Raw genomic sequence first — 19,164 nt, 5'->3', positions numbered from 1 at the left:
CCAGCAGATGTTTGAATATAACGTTCAAAACAAATGTTTCAACAATATGTTTGATGCAAGCATGTTGTCCAAGAGGCTGGGAACGTGACGGGAAAAACATGATGGAAGCAAGCGTCGATACGGGACAGTATCGGTATGCGCCGATGCGGGGCAGGCCGAAAATTTCCATGCCGGGCGGAGCGCGCCTCGCCTTCTGGCTGGCGCCGAACATCGAGCACTACGAATGGCAGCCGCCAATCAATCCCAATCGCTATCCGTTCCGTACCCTGCCGGACGTTCTCTACTATTCGTCGCGTGATTACGGTAACCGCATCGGCTTCCGCCGTCTTGCAGACGAGATGGCCAAGCGCGACATTCGCGGATCGGTCTCGCTTTCGGTGGCCGTGTGCGACCACTATCCGGACATCATCCAGCGCTGTAACGATCTCGGCTGGGAGCTGTTCAGCCATGGGGTCTACAACAGTCGCTATTTCTACGGCATGACGCCGGAAGAGCAGCGCCAGGTGGTCATCGACTCCCGCGAAACGCTGGCAAAGGTCGGTCAGCGGCTGGACGGCTGGCTGACGCCGGCCATCACGCCGAGTCTCGAAACCCAGGAGATCCTGGCGCAGGAAGGCATTCGCTACACGCTCGACTATTTCCATGACGAGCAGCCGATGCCGCTGAACCTGAAAAGCGGCAAACTGATTTCGGTGCCATATTCCATCGAGATGAACGACATTCCGATGGTCGCCTGGAATAATACGTCGGTGGACGAAATGTTCGTTTCACTAAAGGCGCAGTTTGACAGGCTTTATATCGAAGGCGCCGACAGCGCCCGCGTCATGTGCTTTGCGATCCATCCTCTGGTTCTGGGGCATCCGCACCGCATCGACGCATTCGCCGAATTCCTTGATTACGTCAAATCGCATGATCAGGTCTGGTATCCGACGGCGCGCGAAATCGCCGACTGGTATTACGAGAACCATTACGATTGGATGTCCGCCTGGCTTTCCGGGCTTGAGGGAGAGCAGTGATGATCCATCCGACCGGTCCCGCCTATCTCGAAACGCCGCTGCGCCGCCACCGGCAGATGGACCAGGATTTTTACGCCTGGCGCGACACCTGGAGCGAGCGCAGGCTTGAATGGTCTGGCGACACCACGCTCGGTGTCTGGATCCAGATCGCCGTCGAGTGGTTTCCGCTCAATATCTCCGGCAAGCCTTTCCTGCCGGTCGGTGCACCGAACCGGGCCTGGCCGGACACGCAGACCTATACCCAGCGCGATTACGGTCACCGTATCGGCATCTACCGGATGATGGATGCGCTGAAGGCAAGGGGCGTGAGCGTGAGCGCGTTCCTCAATGCCCGTGTGGCACAGCGTTATCCGATCCTGATGCGCGAGATTTTAGGCGAAGGCTGGGAAATCGTGGCGGCGAGCCTTGATGCCGGTTCGATCCACCACGAAGGACTGGACGAAAAAACCGAAGCCGAGATGATCGCCGAGACACTGGCCATCTTCGATGGCTTCGGTGTGACGCCGGTCGCCTGGCATTCGCCGTCGTGGTCGCAATCGACGCGCACGCCGCGTCTTTTGCTCGAAGCGGGCATGACGGCAATGGCCGATTGGGTCAATGACGAAGTGCCCTATCGTTTCGATACCGGTGCTGGTTCCATCATCGCTCTGCCCTCCACGATGGAGCTTTCCGACCGTGAGATGCTTGCCGTGCGCAAGCAGCCTCTCAAGGATGTGGAAACAAGCTTTGTGGCAGCGGCCAGGCGTCTGGCGAAAGAGGCGAAGGAAAGCGGTCATGGCCGCCTTCTGACGATCAATCTTTCGCCCTGGATCATGGGGCAACCTTACAGAATAGCCGCCTTCGAACGGATACTTGACGAAATTTTCGCGATCGAGGGCGCCAGGAGCGTCACCGTTCCCGAAATTATCGAGGCGACGATCGGGCTTTAACGCCCGACCATTACGCCACGCAACGGATAGATTCAGATGGTCTCAACGCCTCGCCTTTCAGGGGAGCGCAGCCTCATGCTGCTGTCCCTTTCGATTTCGGCCGCCTTTCTGATGGAAGGGCTCGACAGCACGATCATGGTCTCGGCAATCCCGGCGATTGCCGCGGACTTCGGTATCGAGCCTCTGCGCATCAATCTGGCGCTGTCTATCTATCTGGTGACGCTGGCGGCCGTGATCCCGGCAAGCGCATGGCTGGCCGATCGTTTCGGCGCGAAACGCATCTTCCTGTGGGCGATGGGCGCATTCATGCTGATGTCGGTGGGCGCTGCACTGGCGCAGGACCTGCCGACGCTTGTCGCGATGCGCGCATTGCAGGCGGTGGCCGGCGCTCTGATGACGCCGATCGGACGTTTGCTTCTCATTCGCGCCGCGCCGAAGGATCAATTGGCCTCGGCGATCGCCTGGATGTCGACGCCGGCACTGATCGGTCCGGTGCTCGGTCCGTTGATCGGCGGCTATGTGGTAACCTACCTGTCCTGGCAGTGGATCTTCTTTGTGAAAATGCCCTTCGGCATTGTCGGCATGTTTTTCGCGGCGCGGCTGCTGCCGCCCGACGAGCCGGGAGAACGCTACAATTTTGATCTCTGGGGCTTCGTGGTCTGTGCCGCGTTTCTCGGCGCGGCACAGCTGTTGCTCGATCAGCTGGTTCACGTCTTCCTGCCGATGCCTGTCATCATTGCCATGGTGGCACTCCTGCCGGCTTGTGCGTTCTCCTATGCGCGCCATATGCGCCGCCGCGCAGCGCCGGCGCTCGACCTGACGCTCTTGAAGCTGCGTCTGTTCCGGGTCGGTTTCTTTGGCGGAGGGCTGTCGCGCCTTGGCTTCAATGCCCTGCCTTTTCTGTTCCAGCTGCAATTGCAGATCGGTTTTGGCTGGAGCGCTGCGGATGCCGGTTGGGTTGTCTTTATTGTCGCCGCAAGCGCGATTGCTCTCAAACCCATGATGCGGAGGGTGCTGGCGCAATTCGGTTTCAAGGTGACGCTGTTTGGCAACGCCATGCTGGGTGCAGTGATGATCGCGCTGATCGGCCTGATCGGACCGGATACACCAATTGCGATCACCGTCTGCGTCGTCTTCCTGTTCGGCGTCGTGCGCTCGCTTCAGTTCAACACGACCAACACGCTGTTGTTCGCCGACATTCCAAGAGTGCGGCAAAGCGCCAGTACTTCGCTTGGCGGCGTCGGCCAGCAATTGTCGATGGGCCTCGGCATCTCCGTTGCGGCGGTGCTGGTGGCGCAGATCCAGGCGATGGGCGTGAGTGTGCCCGCGCAGGCGATCTCGGCTTCGATCTTCATCATTGCCGGCCTGACTGCGGTGTCCGGCCTGTTCTTCCTCGGATTACAACATGCCGATGGCGCTGACGTCAGCCGCCACAAGGCATACAGTGCAAGGAGCTGACGCAAATGCAAAATGAAGAAGAGATGGGAGCTTTGGCAGAGGCAGGCACGGATCCTGCCGCGCTGTCGGTGGCTGAAGCATCGCGGCGGATTGCCCGTGGCGAGATCACGCCATCGGCGCTGCTGGATGCCGTGTTTGCCCGCATCGACGCTGTTGACAGCGTGATCCATTCCTATCTGCGTATGGATCGGGATGCCGCGCGCAAACACGCTGCCGCATCGGACGAGCGGGCGGCAAACGGTACGCTCCTTGGGCCGCTCGACGGCATTCCGTTTGCGGTCAAGGACAACATCTATACGGCTGGGCTGGAAACGACCGGCGGCTCGCGTGTGCCGCAGCACCACGATCCCGACATGACGGCGACGCTGGTGACACGGCTGGAAGCGGCCGGCGCCATTCTCGTCGGCAAGCTGAATACCTGGGAATACGGCACCGGCACCGGTGCCGTACACTTCGACCTTGATGCGCCGCCGAGCCGCAACCCCTGGAATGTCGCGCATTTTACCGGCGGATCTTCGACCGGCTCGGCTGCAGCCGTTGCGGCCGGTACCGCGTTGTTTGCAATCGGCACAGACACTGGTGGCTCTGTGCGCCTCCCGGCCGCCGCCTGCGGTCTGGTCGGGCTGAAGGCGACCTTCGGTCGCATCAGCCGTCATGGCGTGATGCCGAACTGCTGGAGTTTCGATACGCCCGGCCCGCTGGCGCTGAGCACTGAAGATACGGCGCTCATCTATGATACGATTGCCGGGTTCGACGACGGCGATCCGGTCAGTCTTTCCGCGCCGGTGGAGCCGACATTGCCGGGCCTGAAAAACGGAGTCAAAGGCCTGAAGGTCGGCTTCGTGCGCAATCTCGATCCGGGTGGCGCGGCGCCGGAGCCGGCCATTCTCGATGCGCTCTCCAAAAGTGCTGCGGCGTTTGCCGAGCTTGGCGCCGAAGTGATCGAAATCGACCTGCCGATCGCGCCATCCGAATATCGCGCCATCGCCATGCCGATCAATCGCGCGGAAAGTTTTTCCATTCACGAGCGCGACTATCTGGAGCATCGGCATCTTATGGGCCGTTCGCTGCGCGAAAAGCTCGACATGGGAATGTATCTGCGGGCCGCGGACTATCTGGCTGCACTGCGCCAGCGGCGTGCGCTTGTTGCCCGCACGGATGAGATTTTTGCGGAAGTCGATGTCCTCCTGTTGCCGATGACCTACCGGGTGGCGCCGCCTATTCACGATAATCCGGCGGTGGTTTCCTATACGGCGGGTTCTGCCGGCAGCCCGTTCTCGCTGTCCGGGCATCCGGCGCTGGCACTGCCAGCAGGATTTTCGCCGGAGGGCTTGCCGCTGTCCGTGCAGCTGGCGGCCGGTTTCAAGAATGAGGCGCTGCTGATGCGGGCGGCATGGGCGCTGGAACAGGTTTTGACCCCCAACCCGATGCGGGCAGAGCCACAGCATATTCTTTCAACCGCCGCCAGGGCAGGGGAGTAAGTCGCATGTCTCAGGATACCACGGATTTGAGCCTTGCCGTGCAGGCCCTCTGGACCGCTTGCGGCGAGACGGCGCCGGCCGGCGATGAACTGGCCGCAGCCGCGACTACCTTTCGCAAGGCGCTCGAAGTGGGGCGCAAGATCCCACGCGTCACGGATAAAACCTTCCAGCCGCTGGTCGGACCGCGCCGCGATCTGGAACTCTAAAAAATAACAAAAGACGGATGAAACATCCATTTGAAATGTCCATTCGAATTCTGTAGCCTGTCTAAATATAAAGGGGAACGACCATGAAGAAACTCTACGCCATCACTGCCGTGCTCGCCATTTTGGGTGGGTCCGCTTTCGCTCAGGAACCGTTGAAGAGTGCGCTTGACGGCAATGCGCCGCCGTTCGCCCAACCGAAGATGGACGGTTCCATCGAAGGTCTGACTGTCGACATGACGGCAGAAATCGCCAAGCGCCTCGGCCGCCAGATTACCGTCGACGCCATGGCATTTTCGGCGCTGATCCCGGCCCTGCAGGCAGGCACTTACGACATGCTGTCGGTTCCGATGACGGTGACACAGGAACGCTCTGATATCTTTCTCCTGACGGAAGGCATCTGGTCCGCTGATCTGGCCTTTGTGACCAAGAAGGGCGCGCCGGCACTGACAAGCTATGACCAGCTGAAAGGCAAGGTCATTGCCGCCAACAAGGGAAATGCCGACGAGAAGTGGGCGCGTGAGAAGGCCGGTGAAATCGGCTGGACGATCGAATCCTATGCGTCGCTGAGCGATGCCGCACAGGCGGTTCAGGCCGGACGGGCGGATGCTGCGATCATGAATGTGCCGACTGCATTGACCTTCGCCAAGCGGAACCCAGCGCTGAAGGCTGCAGACCTGAAGGAAACCACAGGCCGCTATTTCGCCTATACGATCCCCAAGTCCTCGCCGGAACTGCGCAAGCAGATCGAAACCGTCATCGAATGCATAAAGTCGGACGGCACGGCGGCATCGCTTTACAAAAAATGGCTTGGCGTGACGCCGGAGGCTGGATCGCTGGAAGTGACCCCGCAGGCAGGTTTCGGCCCGGTCGGCCTTGGAAATTACGATGCGACGCCGCACGAACTCGCTTGCAAGTGAAAAAGACAGACTGATTAAGGCCTAGAACCATGTCGCAATCGATCGCGCAGCCCATGCTCGACATTCATGCTCTGTATAAGTCTTTCAACAGCGTGAACGTTCTCAACAACATCAACCTGCGTGTCATGCCGGGTGAACTGGTGTTCTTGATCGGACCCTCGGGATCCGGAAAGTCCACGCTTCTGCGGTGCTGCAACAGGCTGGAAGAGCCATCGGACGGCGCGATCATTGTCGACGGGATCAATATCACAGCGGTGGCGACAGACATCAACAAGATGCGCCAGCGCATCGGCATGGTGTTCCAGCAGTTCAATCTTTATCCGCACATGACGGCCGAACAGAATGTGATGCTGGCATTGCAGAGGGTGCAGAAGAAATCCGCGACCGAGGCGCGGGAGATCGCACACCGCGAGTTGACCCGTGTCGGGCTCGGCGCCCGCCTGACCCATTATCCATCGCAGCTTTCCGGCGGCCAGCAGCAACGCGTGGCGATTGCAAGGGCGCTTTCGCTTGGGCCGAAGGTCATGCTTCTCGACGAGCCAACCTCCGCGCTTGATCCACAGCTTGTCGGCGAAATTCTGCAGGCGATGATGGATATGAAAAAGGAAGGCATGACCATGCTGGTGGTCAGCCATGAGATGCGTTTTGCCCGCGAGGCTGCGGATCGGGTCGCCTTCATGGAGGCGGGGCAGATCGTCGAGATCGGAACGCCCGCCGAAATTCTGGCCCGGGGTCCAGAAAGCCGCGCTTGTCAATTCCTCTCGCACGGACACTGAGCGATGGATATAACCGGTCTCGTCGATCTCTTCTTCAACGGGGCGGTCGCGCAAACATATCTGCCCGATCTGCTGCGAGGCGCCTGGATCACGATCTATCTATCGTTGGCGATCGTGATCGCAGGCCTCGTGTTCGGGCTCGCCTTGGCGCTGATCCGTCTTGTGTCGAACAAGGCAGTCGTTTGGTTCCTGCGGCTTTTCGTCGACTGCTTCCGTGCTGTTCCGCCACTCTCGGTCGTGCTGCTGCTTTATTTCGGCTTGCCAAGTGTCGGTATCAATCTTTCTGCGCCGTGGGTTCTCTGGCTGACGCTTTCCCTTATTCTTGCGGCCTTTGCCGAGGAGATTTTCTGGGCGGGGATTTCGGCGGTCGGCCCAGGGCAATGGGAGGCTTCCCGTTCGACCGGCATGACCAATGCTCAGACCCTTCGCTACGTGGTCTTGCCGCAGGCGATGCGGCTTTGTATCCCACCGCTGACCAACCGCGCGCTGGCAATTTCCAAGAATACAGCGCTTGGGACCGCAATCGGCATGCCGGAGCTTTTGAACGAAGCGCAGACCGCACTGTCCTTTTCCGGCAATGCGACGCCGCTGATCATGGCGGCGATCCTCTACCTGATCATCTTCATGCCGCTGATGGCTCTGGCAGGCAGTCTTGAAAAACGCATGGCCTGGGGGGCGCGGACATGAACGATCTGATCGAACAATTCTTCAATCTCGACATCATGAGCCAAGCGCTCCCCTATCTCATGAGCGGACTGATGATCACCCTCGTACTGACGGCCGTTCTGGCGCCCGTCGGTTTCGTTATCGGCCTCGGGTTTGCGCTCGTGTCTGAATCACACTCGCCGGTCCTGCGCTGGATCGTCAGGACATGGGTAAACGTCTTTCGCACCATGCCGCCGCTGGTGCTGATCATCGTGACATTTTCCGCTCTGCCATTTCTGGGCGTCAGGCTGCCAGCAATCATGTGCGCGATCATCGCACTGCTGCTCAACAACACGGCCTATTATTGCGAGATAATTCGAGCGGGTCTCGGCTCGGTTTCGCCAGGGCAAATGGAAGCTGCCCGTTCGACCGGCCTCGGATACAGGGATTCCCTCCGCTATGTCGTCCTGCCGCAAGCGTTGCGCAACGTGTTGCCGGACCTTGCGTCCAATACGATCGAGGTTGTGAAGGCGACTTCACTCGTCTCGATTGTTGGTGTTTACGACCTTCTCTATTCGGCCAGCACCATACGCTCGGTGACGTTCAACACCTCGTCGCTGACACTGGCGGCGATAATCTATCTCGTAATCCTTCTGCCGGCAGTTCGGCTTTCAGGGCGGCTGGAGCGGAAGCCACAAACAGCTTAGAGCCCGAACCTATGGCAAGGGATCTCAAACGAATGCTGTCAGGGGGATGCGGCCTCACGGGAACAGATTTGATCCAGATTTACGGCCTGGGCTCCTCGCTCGCCCTCAAGATCACCGGCGAGTGCTAAACGGAGCTGCGGTCATGGAGGACCGCCACGCACTTCATGGCTCTGTCTTGTACCTGGGAACAAGATCTCGGGAGGCAAAGTGAAATGCGCGTTCTTGGCCTCCCGGCAACTGCGGTCAATTCAGCGGAAGTTGTCGAGATCCAGATGGATCGTCTGGCTGCGGTTTGCCTTGTAGGCCGCTTGGGCAGCCTTTAAGATTCTCGGTTTCAGGGCATCAAATGATGCAAGATACTCCGCCTCGCTGGCCGTCCGACTGGTGAAGTTGCCTCCAAGCACTTCTCCCGCCACGAAAAAATACACTTCGAACATTCCGTCGTGGCCACAAAAGCGTACGCGCTTTCGCGCTTCGTCATAGCTTCGCGCATTGTTGGGGAAGGCCAGGGTCATGAACATACTCTCGTTGGCTGGGCGGCGTTAGCGCGGCATGCCAAGGCACCGCCAAGCTGCAGCGTTCAAAGCCAACCGCTTCGCCCTCATGTCGTTACGATATAATAAATTTCAATATTGACGCCATTATCGGGAGAATTATTCATCTCCGTATCGTTGATATCATGAGATATAAATCGATTATTCAGAATAAAAAACGTTCGATAATTTATTATTATATCGTTAATCTGTTGAATTTAGATCTGTAAATACCATCTTGTATTTATAATTGTATAGAAAATATTTCAGAAATAAAATTTGTTCGCCGATTTTTGTTCGAGAGCGCTCGAAATTCTACTCCTTGCAGCCTCGATCCGGCCAACTCGATCCTCAAGGCACTCGCTGTTCCGACCTCAGATCGCTCCGGTCTTAGCGGCAGATCCGGGAGATATCGTATGCTCGAATATGCCAGCGTGCACACAGCATCAAAACCATGGGCCAAACGCGGCGACGCATTTTTTTTCGATGAAAGACGAACCTCTTTCACCGTGGGAGATAGTGAGCTGGTCGTTCTGCTGGCCTACACGGGCGACGTTGGAATGATGCGCGATCTTGGCTCGCAACCGTCCCGCTGGAATGCGGGAGACCGTCGGCAGACGGATGTAACTCAATCAAAGCCGGTCGCCTCGACGTCCCGCTCAATGCAGGAGATGTCATGACCCACCTTAGGAAAATTGCTTTTATAGGAAACTCGCTGCCGCGCCGCTGTGGCATCGCAACCTTCACGACCGATTTGCAGCAGGCCGTCTCGGCCTCCGCTGCATCCGTCGAAACCGCCATCGTTGCCATGACCGATCATGGACATGCCTATCAATATCCCAAGGTCGTGCATATCGAGATCGCCGATCAGGACATTGATGACTATGTCGCGGCGGCCAACACGCTGAATGCCGAGGAATTCGACCTTGTCTGCCTTCAGCATGAATTCGGTATCTTCGGCGGCATCGACGGCAGTCATATCCTTGCACTGCTGTCACGGCTGGAAATGCCGGTCGTCACCACTCTTCACACCGTTCTGGCTGAGCCCACTCCTTTGCAGCGCCGTGTCCTCAATACCATTATCGACATTTCCTCGAAAGTTGTGGTGATGGCCGAACATGGACGAAAACTTTTACGCCACATCTATGAAGTCCCAGCCGCAAAAATCGAAGTGATCGCACATGGCATTCCCGATATCGCCTTCTGCGAACCGGAAGCGTCAAAGGCCAAGCTTGGATTTCAGGGGAAATCGGTCATTTTGACATTCGGCCTGTTGTCACCGAACAAGGGCATCGAGGTGATGATCGATGCCATGCCGCTTATTTTGCAAAGTCAGCAGGATGCGGTCTATGTGGTCCTTGGTGCGACGCATCCCAATCTCGTTCGCAACGAAGGCGAAGCCTATCGGCACCGTCTTGCGACACGCGCCAGAGACCTGGGCGTCGAGAACCACGTCGTTTTTCTCGACCAGTTCGTCGATCTGCCAACCCTCCTGGACTTCATTTCGATGTGCGATGTCTATGCGACGCCCTATCTGAATGAGGCGCAGATGACTTCCGGCACGCTTGCCTACAGTTTCGGGTCAGGAAAGGCGGTGGTTTCCACGCCCTATTGGCATGCGCGCGAGCTTTTGGTGGACGGATTTGGGGTGCTGGTGCCGTTCAACGATGCGAAGGCGATCGGTTCGGAGATCGCGGCACTTCTGACCGACGATGTTCGGCGAGACGCTATCCGCGCTCGGGCTTACGCGGCAAGTCGATCGATGACCTGGGAGCGCACAGCCGAGCATTATCTGGAACTTTTCGAGCAGGCCGTCCACCCACGAACCGGTCCCGGCGAAATCGCCCCCGTTGGAGGCGCGCTATCTGCCCTTGTCACGCACACATCACCAGCGCCAAACTTCGACGCCTTCATTGCGATGTGTGACGATACCGGATTGTTTCAACATGCGGTGCATTCAATACCCGATCGGTCACATGGCTATTGCGTCGATGACAATGCCCGAGGTTTGCTGCTGGCGGTGACGCTCGATGCCGGCGGGGAGATTCCGCTGCCTGGGATTTTAACGACGCGTTTTGCCGCCTTTGTTCAGCATGCCTGGAATCCTGACACCAAGCGGTTTCGAAACTTCATGAGTTTTGATCGGCGCTGGCTTGAAGACACGGGCTCGGAGGACAGTCATGGTAGAACCTTGTGGGCGCTGGGGGAATGCGCGCGGGGCGCTGCTGAAGCCTCCGTCCGCAACTGGGCTGGAGCGCTGTTTGCCGAAGCCATGCCGGTGGTCGAGACCTTTTCATCGCCGCGAGCCTGGGCGTTTACACTCCTCGGGCTCGACGGCTACTGCGCTCATCGTGTTGACGACATCAATGCAAGGCGGGTCCGATTGCGCCTTGCCGAACGGCTGATGGCGCTTCTCGCGAAGGTGGAGAAGCCGGGTCGGCCATGGTTCGAAGACGGGTTGTCCTACGACAATGCGCGTCTGCCTCAGGCGCTGCTGGTGGCTGGCCTCGCGGCTGGAAAGGCGGACTACGTGTCTGCGGGATTGAGGACGCTGCGGTGGCTGATCACTATCCAGACAGCAAAAGAAGGTCATTTCCGTCCAATCGGGAGTGACGGGTTCAGTGATATTGGCATGCCGCCACAACGTTTCGACCAGCAGCCACTGGAAGCGGCGGCAACGATCTCGGCATGCCTTGTCGCTTCGTACGCCGATCGTCACCCCGAATGGAAAGATCATGCCGAACTCGCTTTGGCCTGGTTCCTCGGAAAAAACGATCTGTCTCTGTCGCTCGTGGATACAGAGACCGGAAGCTGCCGGGACGGGTTGCACCGCGCGCGCGCCAACGAAAACAGAGGGGCCGAATCCCTGCTTTCCTACCTTCTTGGACTTGTTGAGTTCCGCAAGCTGATGCGGGCGAACAGTCATTTGACGACAGCGTCGCCATCGCACGCGTTGAGCGCCTGAAATTCGTCTCCAATCAAATTGAAATGAGATCGCTTTGTCAAAGGGCACAATCGTCAACCGTCAGTCACTCTTGCTGCGTCCAGACCCCTCACGCGTGGTCGTCAGACCATTCAAACCTGCGACCGAGCCACGCGACCTCAATCCGACCGACAAGACACGGGCCAACCATATTGCTGACCGGGTTCTGGCGCTTGATCTGCAAATAGCCGAAGCGCTGCTGGCGGATGTGCTTGAACACTTCGAGGGGCGTCACCGTAACCTGCTGGCGACCTTTGAAGCGCGCGCTGACGAGATGGAAGAAGCTTTTTCGGCGCATGCAGAATTCAGTAAAACGCAACGGCAACTGGTCGGCGCGTATTTCCTTAATGAATATTCTTTCGAGGCGTCTGCTCTTTTCAATCCGAGCATCGTTGCGCATCCGGATCAGTCCGGCGTGGCACCAGGCAGTCGGCGTTTCGTGTTGAGCCTGCGCGCGGTGGGGGAGGGGCATGTCTCCTCGCTGACATTCCGAACGGGTGTGATCGACGCCGATGGCAGTGTCGAGATCGAGCCTACAGCAAGGCTTGCGGCGACACCTACAATTCACACGCCGTTACCCCTTTTGGCCGACGAGCCGGTGAGGCTGAGCTTTGGTGCTGGTCAGCATATCAGCGAACGTGTCATCTTTCCCATTACGTTTGCGCAGTCGAACGGCATCGAGGATGCCCGCTTCGTTGCGTTCGAAGACGAGGGGGAGACGACGTTTTATGCGACCTACACGGCCTATAACGGCAAGGCGATCCGCTCAGAGCTGTTGCAGACCGGCGATTTCCTGACGTTCACGATGACGCCGCTGACCGGTACGGCCTCCCATAACAAGGGGATGGCGCTTTTCCCGCGAAAATTTGACGGGCGATACGCGATGATCGGCAGGCAGGATAACGAAAACCTCTATCTTCTCTATTCTGATGATCTTCATGTGTGGAATGGTGGAGAGCCGATCCTGCGGCCGAAATACCCATGGGAATTCGTGCAGATGGGAAATTGCGGCTCGCCCATCGAGCTGGATGAGGGATGGCTGCTGCTCACACATGGTGTGGGACCGGTGCGCAGATACGCCATCGGAGCGGCGCTGCTCGACAAGAATGACCCCTCCAGGGTCATCGCTCGCTCACGAGAGCCGCTGGTTCGGCCTGAACCATCCGAACGCGAAGGATACGTTCCCAATGTGGTCTATACCTGCGGAGGTATGCGGCACGGCGATCTGATCGTTCTGCCCTATGCCGTGTGTGATACGTTTTCCAGTTTCTCGACGATCCCTATCGCCGACCTTCTGCATACGCTTGATTGATAACAGGAAGATCACCGGCGTTCTTTACGAATGAAGCTATGCAATGCCACCGACCATCATCTTGACCCGACGCCCGATTGGCGATTTCCGTAGGTTATCTAACGTCTGTGGGTATTCATCTTGAATTTATGACGGCTACCGCGAGATGGATGATTGCTGAGAAGCTTTCGTCTGTCTTGTCTGCTCTCATTGCGATGCGCTTGAAGTCTTTTAGTTTGCAGAAAAAAACTCTCGATGAGATATCATAGGGCTTGTTTTGATCGGAAGACACATAGTCCCCCTTTGTTGGGGCAAGGATTGAGGGGCCTTAAGGCAACGCCCTGAAGATGAGCTGCCTTCAACAGTAGGTCGTTCCACTTTTTTGAGATTGCACGCGCAGGTCGAGTAATGGGCCCGTTCCTCACGGAACGATAGGCCAACGCATCTGTGAGGTGTTTAGTCCCACAGTGTAATGGCGTATTATTGTCGCGATCACAGAGGGACACTCTATGGGCCAATTTCTTCACGGCAGCGCCAAAACCGCTGGAGCGAAATCGAAACTGGATAAACTTGGGAGCGAGCTCATTGCCGCGAGTAGCGAGGATACCGGCTTGGCGTCAAACACTACTCAATAAGGACAACAATCGGCCTGTCACGCAAAGATACGGTGATGCCGTCAACGTTCTGCAGTATCCGAACGGCATCGTCGGAGGTCGCGGGATCATCGATTGTGACCTGCAAAGCGGGCTGGGCCAGCATTATTTCCACGGTTTCATCACCGTCCAGACGCTCTGCCCAAAGTACGAGTTGGAACTTCCCATCGCTTCGTTGCAACAGAAGGTCATGAACGGTGTCGGCCTTGAACGGGATCGAATAATCCAGCGTATCATAGCTGTTGCGGCGCCCGTTATCCTCCAGTGCGCGCATCAGGTGTCGCAGGTATATGGCAGCCTTTCGCGGCGTGTAGTCTGGCCGAAAAAAGCCGAATGCCTGATTGCCCTCTTCATCTTCGCGATCTCGGAGAAGGTAGACCGAGGTATGGGCGTATCCGCGCGCGAACTGTGAAAGGTAAATATTGACGAGATGGGAAGCGTGGAGTTCCTCTGTTATCTTACCCCCGATGGTAACCCCGGTTTCGGTCGTGACACGCGGCAAAACGGCTAACTGCTCATCCGTATAACCCCGAAAATGTTTATTCCAGGTGCGACCGAAATTGCCATAGAGGCCATCCACCGCCGAGTCCTTGCTTGGGTCTGCCGCGTTCCAGGTCTTATTGTTAGCAGGATGCGGAGAGTTGGGGTGATAGATATAATTATGAACATTGGCGAAATCGGCAAAGCGCGTGCCCGCCGGCATCAGTGTTTCCGAATTATCCGGAATCTGAAGAAATTGCAGGCCTGTATTGTCGGTTTGCGCACCGGGCTCGGAAAGGGACCATACCGGGTATGCCGCCAGAAGCGGATCCGCTTTCACCCGTTTATAGAGGTCGGCTTGAAGTCGTGCGACAGGGAGCCATGAGCCTGTGCCGCCACCCTCTTCGCCATTGTGCCGGATCGGCCAGTTATTCGGTTCGTTATTGCCCTCAATGGCAAGCAGGGCATCGTGCTGCGCCAGAATGCCACCAGTTCGGATCAATTGATCGAGATCGCTCCCGCCGCTCACCAGGCCCCATGCGAACTTGACACCGAGCAAACGGTGCAATTCGAGGAAAGTGTCCATCGTGGTCGGCCCGGTCTCCGTCACGCCCTCGATTCCGGCTCTGACCCAGCGAAAACCGACGTATCGCAGCATCTCGATAGTACGTTCGATCGGCTGTCCGCGGTCTGGAAATGTCGAAACGACACCGACGCTTTCAAGAAAATCCAAAGTGGCCTGCGCTTGAACAGGTTCCGTGCGCCCAGGTGATGCAAGGGCCAGATGCAGCGCCATTGGAAGGAATGTTAGTTTGGCAAGAGTGGTTTTCCTGAACATCATACCCACCTGTGGCGCCTCGCTTAATGTTGTCGCACCTGTTTTGAACCGTGGGGGCAGTCCATGTCTTCGCTTGGATTAAAGACTACAGCGTACAGCGCCCCTGCCACGACCGATCGGTGCTCTGCTTGGCCCCGGCCTGGTCAACTGGAGAGGACTTTCTGGATGTTTTTTCGGTTCCACGGGAGGCCATCGAAGCCAAACCGAAATCGGAATTCGTCACGAAGCGAGCGGAACCTGTAGGTCCAATACCGCAATGCCGAGATCCGGGATGCAAAAGGTTTCAGGCAAGGGTTGGCGTGCAAAGCGGCGCGATAAACCTGTGTCTCGGCATTGGTCCACGGGAAAAAGCGCCCGTCCCATGGCTTCGGGTGAGCCATGAAATGCACGATCGTCGGGCGGTAACCGTCGATGAGATGGAGGAACTGTTTCGGGAAATTCCACTTATTCGATATCAGGACCAGAGCATCGCCGACAACGGCGTTCAATGCTCCCTGATCATGCAAGTGTCCACCATGCGCGACGAAGTGATCGAAGGCGGCATGACCGATCCAGTCTTTAGGATTGAACTTCAAGACACCAGAGTTGAAAATTACCGTCTGCTCGGTTCCATTAAATCGTTCCACAAGCGAAAGATAATCGAGAGCGGCTGCAAGCTTGCCGGGCTCGATCGTCAATTCTTCGAGGTAATCCAGGCTTCCGTTGATCTGGGTGTCGCCATCTATGTAGATCACCTGATCATAATCCGACGCCAGCACTTCGGACAACAGTAGCCGGCCCATGGCGGAGACTGTGATGCGATGAGAGAAGGAACCGGCATTGAGCCGCTTGAAGTGCTCCGAAAGCAATGCAGATGCGTCGATCAGCCTTATGCGATGATCCGCGCAGAATTTCCGGGCATTTTCGGCATTCTTGAATGCGTCAGCCAGCACAATGACCACATCTGTCGATGGCTTTGCATGTGCCCTTGCCTGCAAGGCTGATACGGCTGTGGGAAAGAAGTAATTTTCATCCGAAACATAGGCGATGCACTGACTATTCATGGATCGCGACCCTAGTAACACACAGATTACACATTAATGAATTATAAATTTTGTTCAAACCGTTTGTATGAATGTCCGTAAAAATAAATTGCCGTGCAAGGCAATCGGGATCGATAAATACGTCGCCGCCCTTTTTTCTAGGTATGGGTATTCGTTGCTCGGTATATTCAAATCCGAATAATATTCCGATCAAGGAAACCAACATATCCCGAGAATAATATAATGAATGCAGGGCAATTGACTTCCCAATATTTTCAATCTTAGATTAATTTTAGCAGTGCCTCTCATACTCGATCAAGAAACGCCGAAGGGAAAGCGAATGCTGCGCGCCGTTCTTTTTGAAGGCATCGATGATTTTGCTCAGCTGGAAAGCGCGTGGAATGACTTGGCGCGATCGGTTGATGGCGTGCGCTTCACGCAGACATTCGAATGGGCGCGGCTGGGATGGGCGGTTAAGACGCCTCTTCGCGGGGACATGATCCTTTGCGCCACGGTCTGGTCCGGCGACCGGCTGATAGCCGTCTGGCCATTTCAACGCACCCGATTGGGTTTCTCATCCCGACTTGAACCGTTGGGATGCGGAATGCACGAGGAATATGGCGATCCTCTGATGGCGCCAGATGTTGATCAGGCGCGCGTATGCAGTGAACTCCTGCAACTACTGGTGCCTCGTGCCGACTTAATTGAGATCCCCTTTGTGAAAATCGGTGCCCCGATGCAGGTTGCGCTTGCGCAGGCGGGCATTCTGAATGTTGTGCAGCCGTTCGATGCCTATGTCGTCGAAAGAAAAGGCTTCGAGGGCTTTGAAGCACTGATGCGTGGTTATTCTGGAAATTTTCGCGCAAAGCTGAAACAAAACCGTAAACGCCTTCAGTCACTTGGGGACGTTTCGTTTGAATGCCCTCAAGATAGCCGAACCTGCAAAGAAACCGTTGAGTGGGTCCTTGCTGAGAAACGGCGATGGCTGTTGCAACATAATAAGAAAAGCAAATGGCTTCAAAAAATCGAGGCTTCCCTGTTTTTCTCTCAGATCTCGACGGAAGACACTGAGTTCGGGCGAGTTGGCATTTTTCGCCTGATGTTGTCGGGAAAAATTGTTGCGGCGTTCGTCACAACGGTCGACAGAACACGCGTAGAGGGGATGATTATGAGTTTCGATCCCGAGCATGCACGATCCTCGCCCGGCATGTTGCTCATGGAGAATGTGACACGCTGGTGTTTTGAGCGGAATTTAGACTTCGACATGCGGCCGCTCCATATGGACTACAAGGAACGATGGGGCAATTCCACGAGTGCGCAGCTTAAGTACCGCACCTCGCTCACCTGGAGAGGTACGGCAAGCCTATTGCCCGACTACCTTTTACACGCGCTTCGAAGCCTCTTGCGGTCAACCCTCAGTCTTGAGCAACGAGACGCTATTCGACGTATGCTGAATTGGCGTCACAAGCTTAAGATGCGCGATGACGGTGCCGTCGGGCGTGCAGGAAATCGGGCCACAGGCAAGGAATAATTGCGCCACTTCGTACTGCGCACGGTGGTGTCAGGGCTGATTTTCGGATTGTTGCGAGAGGGCTGATCTCAGATTGCGTAATCTTTTCACTTCTATCGACGCCGCACTACCACACGCCATAAACCGATGCAGGGCGATCGTGTGCAACCATTCGCCGAGTGGCATGCATGAGCCTTGAGCCCGTCGGGATTTTCACCCTGATCGTTGGGTTTGCCTGTATGATGGCGGGCTATCGGGCAACCTTCATCGCGTTTTCGATGATGACGGTTTTTGGAGGTGCGGCGGCGTTTCTGATCGGTTCGGCCGGCATCCAGCCTGGTCATCTGTTCGTTGCTTTCTTGGTGCTGACCACCGTTTCATATCGCGAGAAGCTGGCGGCGGTTTTTGATGCTATGGCATTTCCGAAAGCAGCATTCTGGCTTGCTTGTCTGATCGTATATGGGATCCTGGCCGGCTATTTCGCACCGAGACTGCTTGCGCGAACCATGGATATTATTCCTCTCGGTTCTACGGAATATCCCGAGACCCTGGGTGCGGTTCCTCTCGGGCCGGTGTCGAGCAATTTTACCCAGGCCGTCTATCTGATCGCCGATCTCGTGACTTTCGTCATGGTTGTTGCGCTTGGATCGACAGCTGCCGGTTTTCGCGCCGTCTGTGCGGGCGTCATGTGTTTCGTCGCGGCCAATATTTCATTCGGGATCATAGATCTGGTCAGCTATGGTACGCCGGTGCAGGAATTGCTGGTTTATATTCGTAATGCACCGTATGCGTTTCACGACGAAGACATCGTTGCCGGTGTGAAACGTGTCGTGGGCTCGTGGCCAGAGGCCTCCACATTTGCCGGCGTCAGCCTTGGTGCGATCGGTTTCACAGGAACAATGTGGATCTGCGAACGGCATAGCCGGATCAATTTCATTCTGTTTCTCATGTCCTCAATCCTTGTCGTGCGATCGACCTCATCAACCGGGCTGTTCGGATTGCCAGTTTGCCTGGTGCTTCTCTATTTGGCGTGCCTCCTGCGCTGCGGTGGCCCGTCCGGCACCAAGACAAGTGCAGGAATTGTGATATTTGCGCCGCTGGCCATAATAATCACCGGCATGGCGATCGTCATGAACGATACTCTGTTCAGGCAGATCTACGATTATTTCGATCTTCTGGTCTTCAGCAAAGGCACCACATCCTCGGGGATAGAGCGCGGTATGTGGAACCGCTACGGCATCGCCAACTTCATCGACTCTTTTGGTCTCGGTGTCGGTCTCGGTACCTCGCGTACCTCCAGTTTCGTGGTGGCGCTGCTGTCGAATGTCGGGATACCCGGCACGTTGTTTTTTCTTCTTTTCTTTTTTTCTGCGATCATTATGCCCCGCGGGCAGCAACGCAATTTTGAGGCGGACACCCGGTTGGCGGCGCGAGTAGGCTGCGTTTGTCTGCTTGTGGGTGCGGCGGTATCTGCCTCGACAGTTGATCTGGGCCTGCTGTTTTTTATAATGGCGGGATTGGCCAGTTCCGTTCCCGTCGATTCACGCAGGGCACTGCCGGTCAGGCCGTTGTATGCTTGAGTGTGCGTGATAACGCTGCTTGTCCGACCTGCCGAACTGCATGAAAAATAATCGCGAAGAACCTAGAGCGTGTCGCAGCTAATCTGCGCCATTCTGTTGGCTTAGACGGAGTCGGATATTCGTTCGGCCGGCGCGCGTC

General features: G+C 56.7%; 17 protein-coding genes and 1 pseudogene. 14 read left to right on the top strand and 4 right to left on the bottom strand.

The window, feature by feature from the left end:
* The first annotated feature begins 98 nt into the window (after positions 1–98).
* The 9 genes from AAIH70_RS29460 (at position 99) to AAIH70_RS29420 (ending at position 8,135) form a co-directional block, all read left to right on the top strand.
* The gene (locus AAIH70_RS29460; RefSeq protein WP_132278124.1) at positions 99–1,016 is read left to right on the top strand and encodes a polysaccharide deacetylase; all 918 of its coding nucleotides are present in this window, start codon (positions 99–101) and stop codon (positions 1,014–1,016) included.
* Positions 1,016–1,945, top strand: coding sequence for a polysaccharide deacetylase (locus AAIH70_RS29455; protein ID WP_132278126.1), 930 nt, complete (start codon positions 1,016–1,018; stop codon positions 1,943–1,945). Before AAIH70_RS29460 ends, AAIH70_RS29455 begins: the two co-directional genes overlap by 1 nt.
* 75 nt (positions 1,946–2,020) lie before the next feature.
* Positions 2,021–3,403 (top strand): MFS transporter, encoded by a 1,383-nt coding sequence (locus AAIH70_RS29450; protein WP_207908293.1) that lies wholly within the window; start codon positions 2,021–2,023, stop codon positions 3,401–3,403.
* Positions 3,404–3,408: 5 nt separating this feature from the next.
* Positions 3,409–4,884: an amidase gene (locus AAIH70_RS29445; protein ID WP_207908294.1), complete on the top strand. Its 1,476-nt coding sequence runs from the start codon at positions 3,409–3,411 to the stop codon at positions 4,882–4,884.
* A 5-nt stretch (positions 4,885–4,889) separates the two neighbouring features.
* Positions 4,890–5,090: a hypothetical protein gene (locus AAIH70_RS29440; protein WP_132278130.1), complete on the top strand. Its 201-nt coding sequence runs from the start codon at positions 4,890–4,892 to the stop codon at positions 5,088–5,090.
* Between the two features lie 83 nt (positions 5,091–5,173).
* Positions 5,174–6,007 carry a substrate-binding periplasmic protein gene (locus tag AAIH70_RS29435; protein WP_132278132.1) on the top strand — a complete coding sequence of 278 codons (834 nt, stop codon included), beginning with the start codon at positions 5,174–5,176 and terminating at the stop codon, positions 6,005–6,007.
* Between the two features lie 29 nt (positions 6,008–6,036).
* On the top strand, positions 6,037–6,783 hold the full coding sequence (locus tag AAIH70_RS29430; protein ID WP_132278134.1) for an amino acid ABC transporter ATP-binding protein: 747 nt from the start codon (positions 6,037–6,039) through the stop codon (positions 6,781–6,783).
* Positions 6,784–6,786: 3 nt separating this feature from the next.
* A complete protein-coding gene (locus AAIH70_RS29425; protein ID WP_132278136.1) occupies positions 6,787–7,470 on the top strand; it encodes an amino acid ABC transporter permease in 684 nt (227 codons plus the stop codon).
* On the top strand, positions 7,467–8,135 hold the full coding sequence (locus tag AAIH70_RS29420; protein ID WP_132278138.1) for an amino acid ABC transporter permease: 669 nt from the start codon (positions 7,467–7,469) through the stop codon (positions 8,133–8,135). The genes AAIH70_RS29425 and AAIH70_RS29420 overlap by 4 nt, the downstream gene beginning before the upstream one ends.
* 248 nt (positions 8,136–8,383) lie before the next feature.
* Here the strand turns inward: AAIH70_RS29420 and AAIH70_RS29415 are convergent, their stop codons facing one another.
* Complete coding sequence (locus AAIH70_RS29415; RefSeq protein ID WP_132278140.1) at positions 8,384–8,650, bottom strand: DUF1488 domain-containing protein; 267 nt, start codon at positions 8,648–8,650, stop codon at positions 8,384–8,386.
* A gap of 434 nt (positions 8,651–9,084) precedes the next feature.
* On the opposite strand from AAIH70_RS29415, the gene AAIH70_RS29410 reads away from it, so the two are divergent.
* Genes AAIH70_RS29410 through AAIH70_RS29400 form a run of 3 tightly spaced genes read left to right on the top strand, consistent with a single transcriptional unit; the run spans position 9,085 to position 12,963 of the window.
* On the top strand, positions 9,085–9,348 hold the full coding sequence (locus AAIH70_RS29410; protein ID WP_430037551.1) for a hypothetical protein: 264 nt from the start codon (positions 9,085–9,087) through the stop codon (positions 9,346–9,348).
* Positions 9,345–11,633 (top strand): glycosyltransferase family 4 protein, encoded by a 2,289-nt coding sequence (locus AAIH70_RS29405; protein ID WP_132278144.1) that lies wholly within the window; start codon positions 9,345–9,347, stop codon positions 11,631–11,633. The genes AAIH70_RS29410 and AAIH70_RS29405 overlap by 4 nt, the downstream gene beginning before the upstream one ends.
* A gap of 34 nt (positions 11,634–11,667) precedes the next feature.
* On the top strand, positions 11,668–12,963 hold the full coding sequence (locus tag AAIH70_RS29400) for a glycoside hydrolase family 130 protein (protein WP_132278146.1): 1,296 nt from the start codon (positions 11,668–11,670) through the stop codon (positions 12,961–12,963).
* A 115-nt stretch (positions 12,964–13,078) separates the two neighbouring features.
* On the opposite strand, the pseudogene AAIH70_RS29395 reads toward AAIH70_RS29400, so the two are convergent.
* The 3 genes and pseudogenes from AAIH70_RS29395 to AAIH70_RS29385 form a co-directional block, all read right to left on the bottom strand.
* A pseudogene (locus AAIH70_RS29395) lies at positions 13,079–13,186 on the bottom strand (transposase); the annotation flags it as partial.
* A gap of 380 nt (positions 13,187–13,566) precedes the next feature.
* Positions 13,567–14,913, bottom strand: a complete 1,347-nt coding sequence (locus AAIH70_RS29390) for a glycosyl hydrolase (RefSeq protein ID WP_132278148.1) — start codon at positions 14,911–14,913, stop codon at positions 13,567–13,569.
* A gap of 143 nt (positions 14,914–15,056) precedes the next feature.
* The gene (locus AAIH70_RS29385) at positions 15,057–15,956 is read right to left on the bottom strand and encodes a glycosyltransferase family 8 protein (RefSeq protein ID WP_165932101.1); all 900 of its coding nucleotides are present in this window, start codon (positions 15,954–15,956) and stop codon (positions 15,057–15,059) included.
* Positions 15,957–16,275: 319 nt separating this feature from the next.
* On the opposite strand from AAIH70_RS29385, the gene AAIH70_RS29380 reads away from it, so the two are divergent.
* Complete coding sequence (locus tag AAIH70_RS29380; RefSeq protein WP_132278152.1) at positions 16,276–17,466, top strand: GNAT family N-acetyltransferase; 1,191 nt, start codon at positions 16,276–16,278, stop codon at positions 17,464–17,466.
* A gap of 167 nt (positions 17,467–17,633) precedes the next feature.
* On the top strand, positions 17,634–19,025 hold the full coding sequence (locus AAIH70_RS29375; protein WP_132278154.1) for a hypothetical protein: 1,392 nt from the start codon (positions 17,634–17,636) through the stop codon (positions 19,023–19,025).
* The last annotated feature ends 139 nt before the right edge of the window (positions 19,026–19,164 follow it).

The sequence above is a fragment of the Neorhizobium sp. BT27B genome (genome assembly GCF_050455485.1).
Taxonomy (GTDB): Bacteria; Pseudomonadota; Alphaproteobacteria; order Rhizobiales; family Rhizobiaceae; genus Neorhizobium.
This window is presented reverse-complemented; position numbering and strand designations above follow the sequence as displayed.